We start from the raw sequence: 18,159 nt of genomic DNA, 5'->3' as shown, positions 1-18,159 counted from the left end.
TGATACAATTTCATTAAAAAGAGTGACAAAACCACTTTCTCAACACAGTTGTTCACGATAGGAACCCCGAAGCTTCGCTCTTCGTCCCATCGGAACAAAGTGTTTCGTGCGGGTTTTGTCACTCTTTTTAACTTAAAATAGATTTTAAAAGGTTTCGATGATGTTAGTGGCTCCAAGCATTCTCTCCGCTGATTTTGGTAGGCTAAGAGAAGAGATAGTATCGATTTGTGAAGCAGGCTGTGATTTGGTCCATGTGGATGTGATGGATGGGCATTTTGTCCCCAATCTCACCATTGGACCTGTCGTGGTCAGTGCGGTGGCTAAGGCTTCTACCAAGCCTCTTGACATTCATTTGATGGTGGAGAATAACACCTTTTTTGTCGATCTTTTTGCTCCTTTAAAACCAAAATACATCTCTTTTCATATTGAAGAGGAAAAACACCCTCACCGTTTGATTCAAAAAATCCGTGACTTAGGTATCTCCCCAGCGATTGTTTTAAACCCGCATACGCCCCCATCCCACATTGAGTATTTGCTTGAAGATTTGGATATGGTGCTTTTAATGAGCGTCAATCCTGGTTTTGGCGGGCAAAAATTTATCCCCAGTGTTTTAGAAAAAGCACCGATTTTAAAAGAGATGATTTTAAAACGCAATGCAAAAACACTCATTGAAGTGGATGGTGGGGTGAATGACCAAAACATTCATGCTTTAGCCAATGCAGGTGTAGACATCGTGGTTGCTGGCAATTATGTTTTTGGTTCAAACGATTACAAAAGCGCTATTGATGCTTTAAAAGTCTAACAATGTGGGTTAAAATTTGTGGTATTACCAATCTTGAAGACGCCTTGTGCGCGGTAGATGCGGGTGCGGACGCACTTGGATTTGTCTTTTATACACAGTCTCCTCGCTACATAACCCCTGAAAATGCGAAAGCAATTGCAGAGAAATTGCCTTTACATGTAAAGAAAATGGGGCTGTTTGTGGATGCGACGCCAGAGGAAATTGAGCTTACATGTAAAGCCTCTAAAATGGATATGGCGCAGATTCATTTTGAGGTAGATGATGCCTTTTGGAGTGCTTTAAAAGTGCCTTATTTACGCGTTGTGAGAGCTCAAAAAGCTTCTGATATTGCGCAGTACAAAGGCTTGATCAGGCTGGTGGATGCGTATGTAGATGGCTTTGGTGGTGGTGGAAAACAGATCGATCTTTCATGGTTTGAAAATGCAGATTGCGACAATATCATTTTAGCAGGCGGTCTGAGCCCTGAAAATGTTGCACAGATCAAACCGTTAGGCTTTTACGGCGTGGATGTGAGCAGTGGCGTGGAAAGAAACAAGGGCGTTAAAGATCACGACAAAGTAAGCGCATTTATCCAAAGAGCCAAAGCGTGAGAGCCTTCGATAGCTACATCCAGAAGATGACGCAAAAGCCCATTTTTCACAAAGAGTTTTTTGCCAAAATGCACACCTTTAAAGAGTTGGAATTTGTGGATGTTGAAGACCTTTCCATGCTGAAGCTTTTAGGACTTCCCATCACGAAATACAATAACTACGCATTTACACTAGAGACGCTGAATATGCCCATAACGCAGGGGAAATTTTGCATCGTGGACATTGAAGCCAATGGGAGCAAACCCACCTTGCATCAGATCATCGAAATTGGTGCGGTGATGATTGAAAATGGCAAAGAAGTGGCGGAGTTCTCCTCACTAGCCAAAACCGATGTTTTGCCCGATAGCATCGAACAACTCACGGGCATCAGTCTTGCAGAGCTTCAGACGGCACCTTCTTTGAGCTCCGTTTTAGAAGCGTTTCGCCTGTTTATTAAAGACGCGGTTTTTGTGGCACACAATGTCAATTTTGACTACTATTTTATCTCCTATTCGTTAGAGCAAGCAGGCTTTGGACCGCTATTGAACCGAAGACTGGATACGATTGATTTGGCGAAAAAATGTATTGAAGCACCTAAATATGGGCTTGGCGCACTGACAGAGTATTTGGGCATCGGTTTTGAAAACCATCACCGCGCATTGTGCGATGCGAAAGCCACGGCACAAGTTTTTTTTAAAGCGTTGGAAAAATTACCGCAAGAGGTTCAAAGCGTTGAGCAGTTGATTGCGTTTACCAAACCGCACAATCAAAAAAAGAAGAAAAAAGAGAAGCCTGTTAAACCGACTGATACATCGCTTTAAATTTCACATAATTATCGGCGGAATGGTAAAGCGATGCGACCTCTTCGTCACTCAGTTCGCGTACGACTTTCGCAGGATTGCCCATAATGAGCGAGCGTGGTGGGAAGATTTTGTTTTTAGTCACCAATGAATTCGCCCCAACAATCGACTCTTTGCCAATCACCGCACCATCTAAAATTGTCGCACTCATCCCGATCAAACAGGCATCTTCAATGATGCACCCATGCAGCATCACACGGTGTGCGATGGTTACATCATCGCCGATGGTGGTGGCAAATCCATCACTGCGATCGGCTTTTTTAAAGTGCGTGACATGAATCATACTGAGGTCTTGAATCGAAGTTCGTTTGCCAATGGCGATGGAGTTTACATCGCCCCTGATGACACAGCCAAACCAAACGGAACTTCCTTCACCGATGCACACGTCACCGATAATGTCCGCACTAGGAGCTATAAAAACATCCGAAGCGATGCAAGGCGATAAGCCTTGAAACTCCATAATCATCTTAGCTCTCTTTAAACAAGCGACGTGCGAGTTTTTCAGCTTTGTGTGAGCTGGTGTCTTTCTTTTGGGCTTTGTAGATTTTATTCATATAGTCTTCCAAAACCATGTGGTTATTGATAGCACGCTCATCGGTTGACGCAATTTGTGTGTAGTCACCGTTGTTCTCTAAATTCCAACTAAGGACATTGTCATTGAGTTGAAGTTGTAAAATCTCAAAGAGCTTTTGTTGCAACGCTTTGTCAAAAATCGGTGTCATCAACTCCAATCTTCGCTCAAGATTTCGTGGCATCCAATCAGCACTGGAGATAAACGTTGGCGTTGGATCGCCATTTTTAAAGTAGAAAATACGTGCATGTTCCAAATATTTACCCACGATGGATTTGACGCGAATATTCTCACTAATACCTTCAACGCCTGGTCGTAAGCAACAAATACCTCGTGCGATAATATCGATCTGAACGCCTTGCATCGAAGCGTTGTAGAGCGCTTGAATCACATCAGGATCAACCAAAGAGTTCATTTTTACAATGATACGTCCCTCGGGGCCATGTTTGGCTTCATTGTTGATCAGGCTAATGACTTTAGGTTTGATCTGTGTCGGTGACATCGAAAGGGTGTCGAGTTTTTTATGCTTTGAAAAACCCGATAAAATGTGAAAAAACATCGTACCATCTTTCGCAAAATCTTCTTTACATGTAAAGAAACTGGTGTCGGTATAAATTTTTGCGGTCGAGCCGTTGTAATTCCCCGTGCTAAAGTGCATATAAAATTTCAGTTTTCCATCTTCTTCTTGGCGAATTACTTGCGCAATTTTTGCATGCACTTTAAAACCCGTGATGCCATACACCACGTGCGCACCCGCTTGCTCCAACGCTTTGGCCCAATGAAGGTTGTTCTCTTCGTCAAAACGCGCTTTAAGCTCTACCACGGCGGTGACTTGTTTGCCTTCATTCGCCGCATCGATCAACGCTTGAACGATTTGTGAATTTTTCTCTACACGATAGAGTGTCATGCGAATAGAGACAACTTTAGGATCTTTTGACGCCTCACGAATCAATCTTAAAACAGGATCAAAACTCTCATACGGATGAAAAAGTAACACATCACCTTTGTCGATCACTTTGAAAACAGACTCGTTGCTATCAAAGGGAGGCAATGTTTTTGGATTGTACGGTGGCAAGGCAAGATGCGAAAAATCTTTATTGCCCACAATTTGCCACAGTGCCCCAAGGTTGAGAGGAATTTTATAAGCATAGATGTCTTTAAAGAAAATTTGCATGTGTGAATTGAGGAAATTGAGCAGATCAGGATCGGCTCCTTCTTGGATATTAAGGCGTACGAAGGCTCCCTTACGGCGCAGTTTTAACCCTTGCTCCATAATCATCATAAAATCATCCGCTTCTTCTTCTTCGATGACCATATCGGCATTTCGTGTGACTCTAAAGGCAGCCGAGGCGACGAGTTTGTAGCCTGGAAAAATCTCTTCCGCATGCTTACGAACAATCGTTTCAATCGGCACATACGTATGATCTCCTGCTTGAAAAAAGCGTGGAAGGACGCGTGGAATGCGAATCATGCCGTATTTGTAGTTGCCTTCTTCATCGCTTTCGCTGTCTTGCAATTTGACCGCAAGAGAAAAACTGAGGTTATTCAAATGTGGAAACGGGTGGGTCGCATTGACGGCAATCGGGACGATGACAGGCAAAATATTGGAAAAGAAATATTCATCCGAAAGCTTTGCCAAAGCAGGGCTTAAATCGTCATAATCGGTTACAAAAAGGTTCTCTTTTTCAAGATCTTTAACGATCTCTTCGTAACTGCTTTGAATCACCTCTTTTTCGCTGGCAAGGTAGCTTCTGATTTCTCTAAGCTGATCCAGAGGCGTTTTTTGATCCGCTCCTGTTTCAATGACGCCGGCGCTAAAGAGTTGCTTAAGACCCGCCACACGAATCATGTAAAATTCATCAAGGTTGGTAGCATAAATGGCTAAAAATTTGAGTCGCTCAAAAAGAGGTAGATCTTTTTTGAGGGATTGAGAGAGGACTCTTGTGTTAAATTTGAGCCATGAAAGCTCGCGGTTAAGGTAAAGGCTAGAGTCGGTTAAGTCAGGCACGTTTTATCCTTTAGTAAAAGTGGATTATTTTATCAAAAAAAAGTTATAAAAAGGTAACAACAAAGAGGGAGTTGATAAAACGTTTACATCTTTTTCAATTTCTCGATTTGATCGCGTAGTTTTGCCGCTTTTTCAAACTCTAAAATCTTCGCTGCTTCGTGCATGGCTTTGGTCAGCTCCGTGATGATTTTCTTCTTTTCACTCGGTGGAATCTTATCTTTTTTATCAAACGTGTTGTAGATGTCGGCATGCTCTTCGAGTTTAAGATTTTCATCCATTCTTCGAGTGGTACTCGTTGGTGTGATGTTGTGTTCTTGATTGTACGTCTCTTGAATGGCTCGGCGCCTTAGCGTCGTCTCGATCGCTTTTTGCATAGAGTCTGTGATCTTTTCTGCGAACAAAATAACTCTACCATTGAGATTTCGAGCCGCGCGTCCCATGGTTTGAATGAGACTCGTTTCAGAGCGCAAAAAGCCCTCTTTGTCCGCATCTAAAATAGCAACAAGCGAAACCTCAGGCAAGTCTAGCCCTTCACGAAGGAGGTTAATGCCCACAAGCACGTCAAATTCTCCCACACGCAAGGAGCGAATGATCTGATTGCGCTCAATTGCATCGATGTCGGAGTGCATGTATTTGATTTTAATGCCAAGATCGGCGTAGTAGCGTGTCAGCTCTTCTGCCATCTTTTTGGTGAGCACGGTTACGAGCACTTTTTCATCTTTACATGTAACCTCTTTGATCTTGTCAAAAAGAGTTTCGACTTGGTTTTTACTGCTCAAAATTTCCACCTCAGGATCAAGCAGTCCCGTTGGTCGAATGACTTGCTCGGCGGTATTATCTCCACTCAGACCTAGTTCCAACTCTTTAGGTGTCGCGCTGACAAAAAGATAACGCGGCGCTTTGTGGATGAACTCATCAAACATCAAAGGGCGGTTATCCAAGGCACTAGGAAGCCTAAAGCCGTACTCGACCAAGACCTCTTTACGACTGCGATCACCTGCAAACATACCGCGAAATTGCGGAAGGCTGACGTGGGATTCATCGACGATAACCAGATACTCTTTATTCATCGACTCATAGTAATCAAACAGCGAGTAGGGCGTCGCACCCGGTTCAATGCCTGTGAGGTAGCGCGCATAGTTCTCAACACCTTTACAAGCACCCGTAGAACCCAACATCTCAAGGTCAAACTCAACGCGTTGTTTAAGGCGTTGGTATTCGACCAGTTTGTCTTCTTTTTTAAAGTATTCAAGCCGTTCACCCAACTCTTGTTCGATGGATTTGATCGCTTTTTGAAGCCTTTCGTGTCCAACGATAAACTGATTGGCGGCATAGATGACGATTTTGTTCAGGTTTTGCATTTTTTTATTGAGGAAGACTTCAAAGTAGTTGATACTCTCCACTTCATCGCCAAAAAATTCAACACGCACCGCTTCTTCTTCACTGTAAGCAGGGTAAATATCGATGACATCGCCACTCACACGAAAACATCCACGATCAAAAAAGGTGTCATTGCGTTTATAGCCCATGTCGACAAGACGCAAAAGAAGCTTCTTTTGGTTGAAACTTTCACCTTTTTCGATGACGAGCACCATCTCTTTGTATTCATTAGGATCACCCAAGCCGTAGTTAGCCGAAACCGAAGCGACACAAATGACATCATCAAAACTAAGCAGTGAAGCCGTTGCACTCAGGCGCAAGCGCTCTAACTCTTCGTTGATGGAGCTGTCTTTTTCGATGAAAAGATCACTGCGTGGTATGTACGCCTCAGGCTGGTAGTAGTCGTAATAACTGATAAAATACTCCACATGATTTTTAGGAAAAAAGCCCTTAAATTCGCTGTAAAGTTGTGCCGCAAGGGTTTTATTGTGCGTCATGATGAGGGTTGGCATTTTAAGTTTTTGGATGATCTGCGCCATCGTGTAGGTTTTACCACTACCCGTGACACCAATAAGCGTTTGGTAGCGGCTTCCTTTCTTGATAGAGGCAACGAGTTTATCGATAGCTTGCGGTTGGTCGCCCGAGGGCTGATAGGGACTTTCTAAATAAAATTCGCTCATAGTTGATACTTTTCTCATTATTTTGTTACAATTATACCAAACAGACCACAATGGAGTCCTAAATGTTTGAAGAAGAGAGAAACATTAGCACATTAAGCCAAAAGATAGCGGAACTTTTGGAAAAATATAAAGATCTTCTAGCGCAAAATGAAGCTTTACGCCAAGAAGTCATCAAAGCCAAAGCCTTGGCAGAAGCTAAAAATGTGCAAATTGCAAAACTAGAGCAAGACCTGATCAATAAAGATGTCAATGCCGATGATCTTCTCAGCAAAATCGAAGCCGTGCTCGGTCGATGAGTAAAATAACCATTAGCCTTGGTGGCAAAGACTTTGACATCAAGCTAGAAGGTGCCTTTGCGCTGCAGTTTGAAGCCGATTTTAAAGAGCAATTTAAAGGCAAAAGCACGATCGATCCCAAAGAGTTACTCTACGCCTATGTGGGAAAATGCTACGATAATTTTATGCTGGAAGAGGAAGTTACAAAGCTGTTACACCAAATGGACGAGATTTAAGTCTAGCTTTAAAAATATTGTTATAGAATCGCTTTCACGTGGTCAATAAGTGTATTGGCTAACAAAACAACAAGGAGTTAAAATGAAAAAAGGTTTCACGATGATCGAATTGATCTTCGTCATTGTTATTTTAGGTATTTTGGCGGCGGTGGCTATCCCAAGATTGACAGCAACACGAGATGATGCAACGATTGCTAGATCTGCAACGGATTTGGCAACAGCAGTCCATGATATTGCTTCTTACTATACAGCAAAAGGTACTTTGAGTACAAAATTAAGTGACATGACCAATGTAACTACTTTTGACAATGTTGGTGCAGATATGAATGCCACAACAACACAGGTAAAATTCCCAGATGCTTCTGGCTGTATTACAATTCAACCAACTGCAACAGTTACAGGTGGAGCTGCTAATGGTATTCAACTGATATATGCTAAAGCAAATGCAACTATCGTATGTAAAGGTGTTGCGGCAGCATCATCAAAACTAATGGGACTTACTCTTACTAGTGCAGGTGTTGCAGATACTGATGGTAATAAAACATATAGCTTTGGCGGTTCTGGCGTTACTTGGTAATTTTTACTTATTCGGGCAAATTGAAAGTTTGCTCGAATAATCTCTTATGTATTTATGCTTTAAAGAGGAGCTATTTTGCCTTATACCAAAAATAAATCTGCTTTTACGATGATCGAACTAATTTTTGTCATTGTTGTATTAGGTATTTTAGCGGCTGTAGCTATTCCAAGACTTGTTGTTACACGTGATGATGCGATGATTGTTAAAGGCAAATCGCAAGTATCTGCGATTCGTAGCGGTATTGCTCTTCAAAAATCGAAAAATATGCTTGAAGGTGCTACAACGTTTCTTCCCCAATCACTTGATAATGTAGCAGGAAGATTGTTTAATTATAATGATGGCAATAGTTCCAATATCTTAGAATATCCTATTATGTCAGAAGCAAATAAAGATGGTGCTTGGGTAAAAACAAACACTGCAAATACGTATGAATTTAGAGTTATGGGCACAGCACATACATTTTTTTATAATAACGCTACAGGTACTTTTAATTGTACTGCAGGTACTTATTGTACTGAACTCACTCGCTAGTTAATGTGTTTTACTACCATATTGCTCTTTTAAAATCCCCACTTTCGCCTTTAACCTATCAGTCGGAGCAATCGCTTCTTTTAGGGACTATCGTTGAAGTCACACTTTCCAAACGAACCACGCAAGGTGTCGTCGCAACAGAGGTGGAAAAACCTGAATTTGATTGCGAGTCAATTTCCTTTACATGTAAAACTTTTTACCCTCCAAAAACGCTTGAACTCGCGCGTTTTATCGCAGAGTATTATGTCTGCTCACTCGGTGAAGCGCTGAGCCTTTTTGTGCCGTATGCTCCAAATGCTTTACATGTAAACGAAAAAATTACGATAGACATCACACTTTCTACTGAACAGCAAAAAGCGTATGACTTTATCGAAGCGCATCCCAGATCGCTGCTTTTTGGCGATACGGGGAGTGGTAAAACTGAAATTTATATGAAACTCTTTGAAAAAACAATCAATGAGGGCAAACAAGCGATATTTTTGCTTCCCGAGATTGGTCTAACACCTCAGATGAAAAACCGCCTAAAGCACCATTTTGGCACACACGTTGCCATTTGGCACTCAAAAATTAGTGCTAAGAAAAAAGAGCAGATCCTCAGTGATCTTGCCGAGGGCAAAATTTCCATCATCGCAGGAACACGTTCAGCGCTTTTCTTGCCGCTGCAACATTTAGGATTGATCGTAGTCGATGAAGAGCATGATGAGAGCTATAAATCAGGTAACAGACCTCGTTACAATGCGAAAGATTTAGCTCTTTTGTTTGGGCAAAAACTAGGCTGCAAGGTGCTTTTAGGCTCAGCGACACCCACACTTGGAAGCTTTCACAAAGTTCCAACCTTTAGGCTTAAGGGCACATTTTTTGAGTCTCAAAGCTACATTATGTACGATGATGGCGAGCATGGGCTTAGTTTCAAGATGACCCAAGCGATTCAAAAAGCGCTTGATGCACAAAAGCAAGTTATCGTCTTTTTACCGACACGCGCGAACTTCAAGTACATTACATGCAAACAATGCGGCGCCAATGTTGAGTGCCCATTTTGCAGTGTGGGGATGAGTATTCACCACAACATGAACGCGCTGAAATGCCACTACTGTAACTACACTGAAGTGATTCCCAAAGCCTGCCCTAAATGCGGGTGCGAAGAGATTGTCGCTACGCGTATGGGAACGGCGGAAGTGAGCCAAAAGCTTACGGAGCATTTTCATGAGCATGTGGTACAACAGTTTGACCGCGATGAGGTGCGAACAGAGAAAAAACTCTCCGAGATTTTGAGCGATTTTAATGATCATAAGATCGACATTATGGTTGGTACGCAGATGCTCAGCAAAGGGCATGACTACCATGGTGTGGGGCTTGCTGTCATCTTAGGTGTGGATGCACTGTTGGGGATGAGTGATTTTAGATCGCGCGAAAAAACGCTGGCATTGGTATTGCAAATCGCAGGGCGAGCAGGGCGAAAAGGGTATGGTGAAGTGCTGATTCAGAGTAAAAACAGCGAATTTTTCAAGCACTATTTGGGTGATTTTGAGCAGTTTTTAAAGGATGAATTGGTGTTTCGAAAAGGACTTTACCCTCCTTTTAAAAAGATGCTTAGACTCATGAGCGCACATGTCAAAGATGAAAAAGCCAAAGAACTGATCGATAAAGTAGCACTCATTGCACAAAGCTTTCCACAGGTCGAAGTGGTAGGATTTGGCAAAGCCAACATCGCTAAAATCGCCAATAAATACCGCTATGAGCTTCTAGCTCGCAGTGATTCCAGTAAAGCGTTACTCGAATTAGCACATGCGGTGAAACTTTTACATGTAGAAGCAGATATGGATCCGTTATCATTTTCTTAATATCAAAAAGATATAATCCATCTATAAACTAATGTACAAAAAGCTTTGACTTTTGAATGAAAGTGATAAACAATGATAAAACGATACCCAACCAAACAAATTTTTGTCGGCAATGTGCCCATTGGTGGCAATGCCAAAATTCCTGTTCAATCGATGACGTTTTCAAAAACACATGATGTGGAAGCAACTGTAGAGCAAATTCGCCGTTTGCATTTTGCAGGAGCTGACATCGTGCGTTTAGCCGTACCCGATTATGACGATGCGCACGCACTTAAAGCGATTAAAGAGCGCTCCACTTTGCCTATCGTTGCGGACATTCACTTTAATTACCGTTTAGCACTGATTGCTGCGGAAGTGGTGGATTGTATTCGCATCAACCCTGGCAATATTGGCAACAAAGAGCGTGTTAAAGAGGTCGTGAAAGCGTGCAATGAACGGGGCATTCCGATTCGCATTGGCGTGAACAGCGGAAGTTTGGAAAAAGAGTTTGATGAGAAATATGGTCCTACCGCTAAAGGGATGGTCGAATCGGCTCTGTATAACATCAAATACCTCGAAGATTTGGGCTTTACCAATATGAAAGTCTCCTTAAAAGCCAGTGATGTGGATCGTACCGTTGAAGCGTACCGCATGCTTCGCCCTTTGGTGGAGTACCCATTTCATTTAGGCGTCACAGAAGCAGGCACCTTGTTTCACTCAACGATTAAATCGTCTATTGCACTGGGTTCTCTTTTGCTCGATGGCATTGGCGATACGTTGAGAGTTTCCATCACGGGAGAGCTTGAAGAAGAGATTAAAGTAGGGCGTGCCATTTTAAAAGACAGTGGTGTTGAAGCAGAGGGCATTAACATCATCTCCTGCCCAACGTGCGGACGCTTGGAAGCCAATTTGGTCAATGCCGTAGCTGAAGTAGAGCGCCGTACCAAACACATCAAAGCACCTCTAAACATCTCAGTTATGGGCTGTGTCGTCAATGCCATTGGCGAAGCCAAACATGCCGATGTTGCCATTGCGTTTGGAAAAGGTCAAGGGCTTGTGATGGTCAAAGGCGAAGTAGTTGCCAAACTCAAAGAAGAAGACCTCGTCGATAAATTTTTAGAAGCGGTTGAGCTTGCTGCCAAGGAGTACAAAGCATGAGCAATCTGCACAATGTCAATATAGAGCGCTCGGTTCTTAGCTCCATTTTATTTAATCCTGCGACGTTTGAAGATATTGCAGCGGTCATTAGCGCGAAAGATTTTTACCTGCCAAGTCATCGTTATATTTACGAAGCGATGGAGGCGTGCGAGAGGGAAGATTTGCCGATTGATGAAGAGTTCATCAAGAAAAAGCTCAACCAACAAGGGCGTTTTGATGAAGACGCGATGTTGGAAATCCTCTCAACGAATCCTCTTCCTGCCACTAAAGCGTATGTCGAAGAGATTCGTGAGAAGGCAATTAAGCGAGAGCTTGTACAGCTGACCAGTGACATCAAAGAAATCGCGGTTGAGAAAGACTTGCCATCCAATGAAGTGGTCGATCTCGTGCAACAAAAGCTTTATCAGATTACCCAAGAAAGTGGCACTAAGGAATTTCGTGAATCACCTGAGATGACACACGCCACCATTGCGCACATTCACGAGATGAAAAAACGTGGAAACTCTGGTGTTGTCGGTGTGGACAGTGGATTTGCCGAAATCAATCGTTTGACCTCAGGTTTCGGCGAGGGCGATCTCATCATTGTGGCGGCAAGGCCGGCGATGGGTAAGTGTCTAGCCAAAGGTACGAAAGTGCTGATGTATGATGGTGTTTTGAAAAATGTTGAAGATATTTGCGTGGGTGAACTCTTGATGGGCGATGACTCAACGCCACGAAAAGTGCTCTCTTTAGCGCGTGGCAGAGAAAGAATGTACTGGGTAAGGCAAAATAAGGGAATCGATTATCGTGTTAATGAATCACACATTCTCTCCTTAAAACGTTCACGAAATGAGGGAAAGCATACGCATGGCGATGTTTTAAATATTTCGATTCGTGAGTATCTGGATAAAAGTAAAAAGTTTAAAAGCAACTACAAAGGCTACAAAGTCCCTGTCAAATTTATGGAAAAAGCGCTGGAAATTGAGCCCTATTTTTTAGGATTGTGGTTGGGCGATGGCCGGAAATCGGATGTACGTATTGCAACGCAAGATGAAGAAGTTGTGGCGTATTTGAGTGACTATGCGACGCGTTTAGGACTGGGTGTGAGTCAGTCAAAAGAGGATGGCAAATGCCCGATGTATGGTATTGTGAATGTTGACAATACTAAAAAAGAGAGTCTGCAAGCCACGCTTCGACAATTAGGAGTGATTGAAAACAAGCATATTCCACACGATTTTCTTATCAACTCAACGCACAATCGTTTGGAACTTTTAGCAGGACTTTTAGACAGCGATGGTCACTATGACGCGCAGTGCAATGGCTATGAGATTACCCAAAAAGAAGAAGCGCTTGCTAGGCAGATTAAATTTTTAGCCGATACGTTGGGGTTTAGAACGTCACTGAAAGAAAAAGAGGCTGCGATTGAGTCGATTGGCTTTACATGTAAAGTGTATCGCGTGCGCATTTTTGGCAATGTCGATACCATTCCTGTGAAAATTAAACGCAAAATTGCTGTGCCATGGCGCGTAAAACGCAGTTGGAATCAAACAGGGATTCAAGTTGAATTTGATCAAGTCGATGACTATTATGGGTTTGAAATTGATGGCAATAGCCTCTTTTTACTCGAAGATATGACGGTAACACACAATACGGCTTTTTGTCTGAATTTGGCTCAAAATGCGTTAGATCGAGGCAAAGGTGTTGCGATCTTTTCCCTTGAGATGCCAGCCGAGCAGTTGATGCTCAGGATGCTCAGTGCGAAGACATCCATACCGCTTCAAAAGCTCAAAGTGGGCGATATGGGCGATGAGCAGTGGGGAAGACTGACGAGCGCTGCGGATGAGATGAGTAAACGCAAATTTTTTGTGGACGATAATGGCTCGGTGGATATTCATAAAGTCAGAGCAAAGCTTCGTAAACTCAAATCCCAACACCCTGAAATTTCACTCGCGATCATCGACTACTTGCAGTTGATGAGTTCGGCTGGAACGAGAGACAGGCATATAGAGGTGAGTGATATTAGCCGTGGACTTAAACTTCTAGCGAGGGAGCTGAACATTCCTATCATCGCACTTTCGCAGCTTAACCGTGGACTTGAAGCCAGAAGCGATAAACGCCCAATGCTAAGCGACCTTAGGGAATCAGGTGCGATCGAGCAAGATGCCGATATGATCTTGTTTGTCTACCGTGATGATGTTTACCGTATGCGTGAAGAGAAAGAGAAAGAGCAAAAGGCCAGAACCGAGGGCAAAGAGTACAAAAGTGACTTCTTTGAAAAACCAGAAGAGTCAGCCGAGGTCATTGTTGGAAAAAATAGAAATGGACCGGTTGGTGTGGCGAACTTGATTTTTCAAAAGGCGTGCACGCGCTTTGTGGATGGTGGGAAAAATTCTATTCCGATTGAAGTCGTTCAATACAATGCCTCCATTTCGCAAGAGGCGAAGATTAGTTTGCCTCCGCTTTAACCAATGCTCAGCGTACCACTCTTTGTCAGCAAAAAGGAATTTTTTCTGACACTCTCCGTGGTGCTTTGTGTTGCGTGTATCTCCCTTGCCATAGAATTTTACCACTTCAAAGAATTGACGCGGGAATCTTTACATGTAAACACAGCAACCGTACTCAACCACTACACGAAAACCAATGAAAAAGGGCGCACATACGATGTTTTCAAGCTCAAATTAGATGGCAGTGGCGCGGAAGTTTACACCGTCTCGTGGCGTGTTGTCACTATGAGCATTAAAACCCGCGTGAAAGTGAAACTCAAAGTGGATAAAGTCACGTTTTACGACTACCTCAAAGGCTTTTTTGCTCCATCACTTACCTTGTATGAAATCTACGAAGATGACCCACCGTTGGATGTCAAGCCCCTTTATCGCTTCGTCGAAGAGCAACATGAAAGTGAAAAGATAGCCGAGCTTTACAAAACGCTTCTGTTTGCAACGCCCATCTCCAAAGAGCTTCGTGACGAGGTTCAAAAATGGGGCATTTCACATCTGATCGCGATTAGCGGTTACAACGTGGGCGTCATCTCATTTCTGCTTTTTTTCTTCCTCAAACCGCTGTATCAGTTTTTTCAAAGTCGTTATTTTCCGTACCGAAATGCCACAGCGGATTTAACCATGGTGGTGCTGGTTGTTTTGTTTATCTATATGGTCGTGATCGATTTTGTGCCCTCTTTTTTGCGTGCCTTTGCGATGAGTGTTTTAGGATTTTTTATCTATTCTAGGGGGATTAAAGTGCTCTCTTTTGAGATGCTAGGACTCACAACATTAGGGCTTTTAGCGCTTTTCCCTAGCCTTGTTTTTTCGCTCTCGTTTTGGTTTTCGGTGGCGGGAGTCTTTTATCTCTTTCTCTTTCTGCACCATTTTGCAAGCCTGAATCGCTGGGTCTTACTTGCCATCATCGACTTAGGTGTATTTCTCTTAATGGTTCCCATCGTTCATACATTTTTTCCTGTTTTCACATTTTTACAGCTCACCTCACCGCTTTCAAGCCTCGTGTTTATCGTCTTTTATCCGCTTGGCGTGCTTTTACATGTACTGAATTTGGGAGGCATTTTAGATGGCTATTTACTGGAATTCTTACATGTAAAAACGCAGAGTTATTTGTTGAGCTTTCCGTGGTGGGTTTTGGGTCTGTATGTAGGCGTTTCGCTTGTCGCGATACGCTTTAAGTTTGCGCTTTATGCCTGTTTAGGCTTTGCTTTTTTCGCTCTCTTTTTCATTCAATAAAAAGCAAAATTTCAGACCATAAAGATAAATAAACCATGAAAAATAGATCCAGAGGAAGAAGAAAAGCAGAATGCTAAACGAGCCGTAAATGCTCAAATAGGTTTTGTTATAGCTTACATAATAGACAAAAAGAATTTTAGAGACATACCAAAAAAGTGAGGCGACAAAGGAGGAGAGCAGGGCACTTTTGAGGTGGATTTTGGTTTTAGCAGAAATGGAATACATAATAAGATACAAAAGCCAGACAATCAAATAGGGCGAAAAACGGACCAAATTAATGGAACTTGTGACATCACTTTGATCTAAAAATTCTTGCACCACGGCAGAGCTGTAAAAAAAGATGATGAGCCCAAGAGGCATGAGTGTAACCATCGTCCAGTAGGTTGAAAGCGCTTCCCAAAAACTACGGGAAGGAATCTCGAAGATTTTGCTCACGATTTTTTCATAATCCAAGAAGAACATAATAGAGATATACAGCACAAAAATAACGCCTACAACGCCCATATTGCCAGTATTCTCCATAAAATCATGCAAATAGCCAATCATAATGTCTTGTTGTGTGGGAATAAGTGAGCTAAAAATAAAACCTTGAAGTTTTTCATAATAAACCGAGAAAAGAGGCATTTTGGTAAAAATGCTAAAAGTAATGAGCAGAATAGGAATCAACGCTAAAATAGTGTGAAAACTCAAAGAAGAGGCGTAGTGCGCAAGCTCTACGTCTCTGAGTTTTTTGAAAAATTCTACACTATTTTTAGTGTTTAACACATCAGAGTCCCATTTTGGCAGGATTCAAAATATTATTTGGATCAAACGCTTTTTTAACGGAGCGGAAAAGCTCCATTTCGCCTTCACTAAAGGCGAGGTGCATAAACGGTGCTTTACTCAGCCCGATGCCGTGTTCTCCACTGAGAGTGCCACCCAAGGCTACGGTTGCTTTAAAGATCTCTTCGATCGCGTGATGCCCGATCTCAAGCTGTTTAGGATCACTGCCATCGACCATGACGTTGGTGTGAACATTGCCATCACCCGTATGCCCAAAACACGGTACGGTGACGTTGTATTTTTGCGCAATTTCACCAATGGCTTTAAGAAGGGCAGGCAGTTTACTGCGAGGAACGGTAATGTCTTCGTTAAGTTTTTTACTGCCGTAAATGGTAATAGACTGACTGGCATTACGTCTTGCAAACCAAAGATTTTTAGACTCTTCAGGGCTTGTAGCTCTTTTAAATCCACTGCAACCATTCTCTAAAAACGCCTCTTCGATGATGTCAAGTTGTTGGGTGAGCTCTTCTTGTGAATTGCCATCGACATCGGTGATGAGAATCGCCCCAGCATCTTTGGGTAAGCCTTTGTTGAACTTCTTCTCAACCGCGTTAATCGAAAGATTGTCTAAAAATTCCATCGCAACAGGTGTAACGCCTGCCGCCATTGTCTTGTACACGGCGTTCATCGCTGCTTCAACACTGGGGAAAACACCCATAGCGGTTTGCGCCATTTTAGGTTTTGCAATCAGTTTTAACGTAATTTCAGTAATACATGCAAGCGTTCCCTCACTGGCGATAATAATACCAGCGATGTTATAACCAGCGACATCTTTAATGGTACGTTTTCCAGCACGGATGATCTCACCATTTGGAAGAACAGCACGTAATGCCATGACGTAATCTTTCGTGATGCCATACTTTGCCGCACGCATACCGCCTGCATTTTCGCTGACATTGCCGCCAATCGTTGAGTACTCTTCACTTGCAGGATCGGGCGGATAAAAAAGTCCTCGTGCCTCAACAGCTCGTTGCAATGCCATGTTGATGACGCCAGGTTGTACCACAGCGACCATGTTTTCCATGTCGATCTCAAGGATTTTGTTCATGTGTTTTTCAAACGCTAGGATGATGCCACCGTTTGCAGGCAAAGCACCTCCTGTGAAGCCACTTCCTGCTCCACGAGGCGTGATGATAATGCGGTGTTCATTGCAATACTTTAAAATCTCACTGACATCGCTCTCATCTCTTGGAAACAAAACAGCATCGGGTTCGTAACGTGCGCGGGTTGCATCGTAGCAATACGCGATCAAATGCGCTTTGTCATCATAGACATTTTCAGCGCCAATAAGATTTTTAAAATAGGCAATATGTTTTATTTCCATAGGGTATCTTTTCTCTCTACGATGTCAAAAGGTAATTTTAGGATAATGCCGTCTATTCCAGCACCTTTAAGGGTATTGGTTTGACCTAAAAGATAGGCATAATAGTTGTTGTATTCGGCAATCGTTCCACTGTCCCAGTTAAACCATGAAGAGTCAATCTGTTTATTGATGCGTGAATAAAATGGAAGCATTGTCTCGCCACTGCTCTTAACATCGATACTTTGAATAATGCGGAAGTTATGGCAATCCACAAAGAAACCTTTGTTCTCAATGCCAAAGAAGATGATCGATGCCGCATTTTGGTAGCATGCTTGTTGGAAGATTTTTTTATCGGGATTTGGACGGTAGAGTTTCGCTAAATAGGCTGCAACGATGTCAGGATGAATCCATGTAATCGTGTTGAAATTTTTAGTGACTTCGTTGTAAACACTTTGGTTTGGCACGATAATCAGTGCACGATCGTAAAGGTAGTTAATGATGACTTCATCGCCAACGGCAGGTTTAACACCTGAATCTGGGAATGCGCCTTGGGCAAGCATCTCAAACTTTTCAACATTTAAAACCGCTTTGATACCATCTTTACTGATAACATCAACGCGTGCGATAATGGTTGTATGTGTTGCATCAAATTTATGGCTGACAACGCCGCTTGCTCCGAGCACAAACTCTGGTGAATCAGGGATCACAATTTGTTTTTCATTTGACTCTAAAACGGTTGTTTTGAACTCTTTAAAAAAAGATTGAGCCTCTGCAAATGAGGCAAACAAAAACAGACACATAACCAAAAATAGCTTGTTCAACGGGAACTCCTTGAAGGGTATATGATAGCCCTTTTA

At 42.7% G+C, this 18,159-nt stretch carries 17 protein-coding genes; 11 read left to right on the top strand and 6 right to left on the bottom strand.

What is annotated here, in order from left to right; translation table 11 throughout:
* Positions 1-160 precede the first annotated feature (160 nt).
* From rpe to SHALO_RS09975, 3 genes are read left to right on the top strand one after another with little or no spacing between them, the layout of a single operon-like run.
* Entirely contained in the window at positions 161-802 is a 642-nt protein-coding gene (gene rpe, locus SHALO_RS09985) for a ribulose-phosphate 3-epimerase (RefSeq protein WP_069478402.1), read from the top strand.
* Positions 803-804: 2 nt separating this feature from the next.
* On the top strand, positions 805-1,392 hold the full coding sequence (locus tag SHALO_RS09980; RefSeq protein WP_069478401.1) for a phosphoribosylanthranilate isomerase: 588 nt from the start codon (positions 805-807) through the stop codon (positions 1,390-1,392).
* Positions 1,389-2,192 (top strand): 3'-5' exonuclease, encoded by an 804-nt coding sequence (locus tag SHALO_RS09975; RefSeq protein WP_084010867.1) that lies wholly within the window; start codon positions 1,389-1,391, stop codon positions 2,190-2,192. Before SHALO_RS09980 ends, SHALO_RS09975 begins: the two co-directional genes overlap by 4 nt.
* Here the strand turns inward: SHALO_RS09975 and SHALO_RS09970 are convergent.
* From SHALO_RS09970 to uvrB, 3 genes are all read right to left on the bottom strand, one after another.
* On the bottom strand, positions 2,167-2,697 hold the full coding sequence (locus SHALO_RS09970) for a gamma carbonic anhydrase family protein (protein ID WP_069478400.1): 531 nt from the start codon (positions 2,695-2,697) through the stop codon (positions 2,167-2,169). The genes SHALO_RS09975 and SHALO_RS09970 overlap by 26 nt on opposite strands.
* 1 nt (position 2,698) lies before the next feature.
* The gene (locus SHALO_RS09965; protein ID WP_069478399.1) at positions 2,699-4,810 is read right to left on the bottom strand and encodes an RNA degradosome polyphosphate kinase; all 2,112 of its coding nucleotides are present in this window, start codon (positions 4,808-4,810) and stop codon (positions 2,699-2,701) included.
* Between the two features lie 83 nt (positions 4,811-4,893).
* A complete protein-coding gene (uvrB, locus tag SHALO_RS09960; RefSeq protein WP_069478398.1) occupies positions 4,894-6,870 on the bottom strand; it encodes an excinuclease ABC subunit UvrB in 1,977 nt (658 codons plus the stop codon).
* A gap of 62 nt (positions 6,871-6,932) precedes the next feature.
* On the opposite strand from uvrB, the gene SHALO_RS09955 reads away from it, so the two are divergent.
* The 8 genes from SHALO_RS09955 (at position 6,933) to SHALO_RS09920 (ending at position 15,177) form a co-directional block, all read left to right on the top strand.
* On the top strand, positions 6,933-7,166 hold the full coding sequence (locus tag SHALO_RS09955; protein ID WP_069478397.1) for an ABC transporter: 234 nt from the start codon (positions 6,933-6,935) through the stop codon (positions 7,164-7,166).
* Positions 7,163-7,381, top strand: a complete 219-nt coding sequence (locus SHALO_RS09950) for a hypothetical protein (RefSeq protein WP_037959577.1) — start codon at positions 7,163-7,165, stop codon at positions 7,379-7,381. The genes SHALO_RS09955 and SHALO_RS09950 overlap by 4 nt, the downstream gene beginning before the upstream one ends.
* Before the next feature lie 82 nt (positions 7,382-7,463).
* Complete coding sequence (locus SHALO_RS09945; protein ID WP_069478396.1) at positions 7,464-7,958, top strand: type II secretion system protein; 495 nt, start codon at positions 7,464-7,466, stop codon at positions 7,956-7,958.
* A 75-nt stretch (positions 7,959-8,033) separates the two neighbouring features.
* Positions 8,034-8,489 carry a type II secretion system protein gene (locus SHALO_RS09940; protein WP_420801891.1) on the top strand — a complete coding sequence of 152 codons (456 nt, stop codon included), beginning with the start codon at positions 8,034-8,036 and terminating at the stop codon, positions 8,487-8,489.
* 5 nt (positions 8,490-8,494) lie between these two features.
* The gene (locus tag SHALO_RS09935; protein ID WP_069478395.1) at positions 8,495-10,330 is read left to right on the top strand and encodes a primosomal protein N'; all 1,836 of its coding nucleotides are present in this window, start codon (positions 8,495-8,497) and stop codon (positions 10,328-10,330) included.
* Positions 10,331-10,402: 72 nt separating this feature from the next.
* Entirely contained in the window at positions 10,403-11,467 is a 1,065-nt protein-coding gene (gene ispG, locus SHALO_RS09930) for a flavodoxin-dependent (E)-4-hydroxy-3-methylbut-2-enyl-diphosphate synthase (protein ID WP_069478394.1), read from the top strand.
* Entirely contained in the window at positions 11,464-13,911 is a 2,448-nt protein-coding gene (gene dnaB / locus SHALO_RS09925) for a replicative DNA helicase (RefSeq protein ID WP_069478393.1), read from the top strand. Before ispG ends, dnaB begins: the two co-directional genes overlap by 4 nt.
* 114 nt (positions 13,912-14,025) lie before the next feature.
* Entirely contained in the window at positions 14,026-15,177 is a 1,152-nt protein-coding gene (locus SHALO_RS09920; RefSeq protein WP_238585233.1) for a ComEC/Rec2 family competence protein, read from the top strand.
* Here SHALO_RS09920 and SHALO_RS09915 read toward each other — a convergent pair.
* The 3 genes from SHALO_RS09915 to SHALO_RS09905 are packed head-to-tail and all read right to left on the bottom strand — an operon-like array spanning position 15,139 to position 18,123.
* Positions 15,139-15,942 carry a YihY family inner membrane protein gene (locus SHALO_RS09915; protein WP_069478391.1) on the bottom strand — a complete coding sequence of 268 codons (804 nt, stop codon included), beginning with the start codon at positions 15,940-15,942 and terminating at the stop codon, positions 15,139-15,141. The two genes, SHALO_RS09920 and SHALO_RS09915, sit on opposite strands and share 39 nt — an antisense overlap.
* A gap of 1 nt (position 15,943) precedes the next feature.
* Complete coding sequence (locus SHALO_RS09910; RefSeq protein WP_069478390.1) at positions 15,944-17,323, bottom strand: FAD-linked oxidase C-terminal domain-containing protein; 1,380 nt, start codon at positions 17,321-17,323, stop codon at positions 15,944-15,946.
* Positions 17,314-18,123 (bottom strand): plasminogen-binding N-terminal domain-containing protein, encoded by an 810-nt coding sequence (locus SHALO_RS09905; protein WP_069478389.1) that lies wholly within the window; start codon positions 18,121-18,123, stop codon positions 17,314-17,316. Before SHALO_RS09905 ends, SHALO_RS09910 begins: the two co-directional genes overlap by 10 nt.
* Positions 18,124-18,159 lie beyond the last annotated feature (36 nt).

It is taken from the genome of Sulfurospirillum halorespirans DSM 13726, from assembly GCF_001723605.1.
GTDB classification, from domain to species: Bacteria; Campylobacterota; Campylobacteria; order Campylobacterales; family Sulfurospirillaceae; genus Sulfurospirillum; species Sulfurospirillum halorespirans.
Note: the sequence above shows the minus strand (reverse complement) of the source record. Positions and strands in the feature narration are given on the sequence as shown.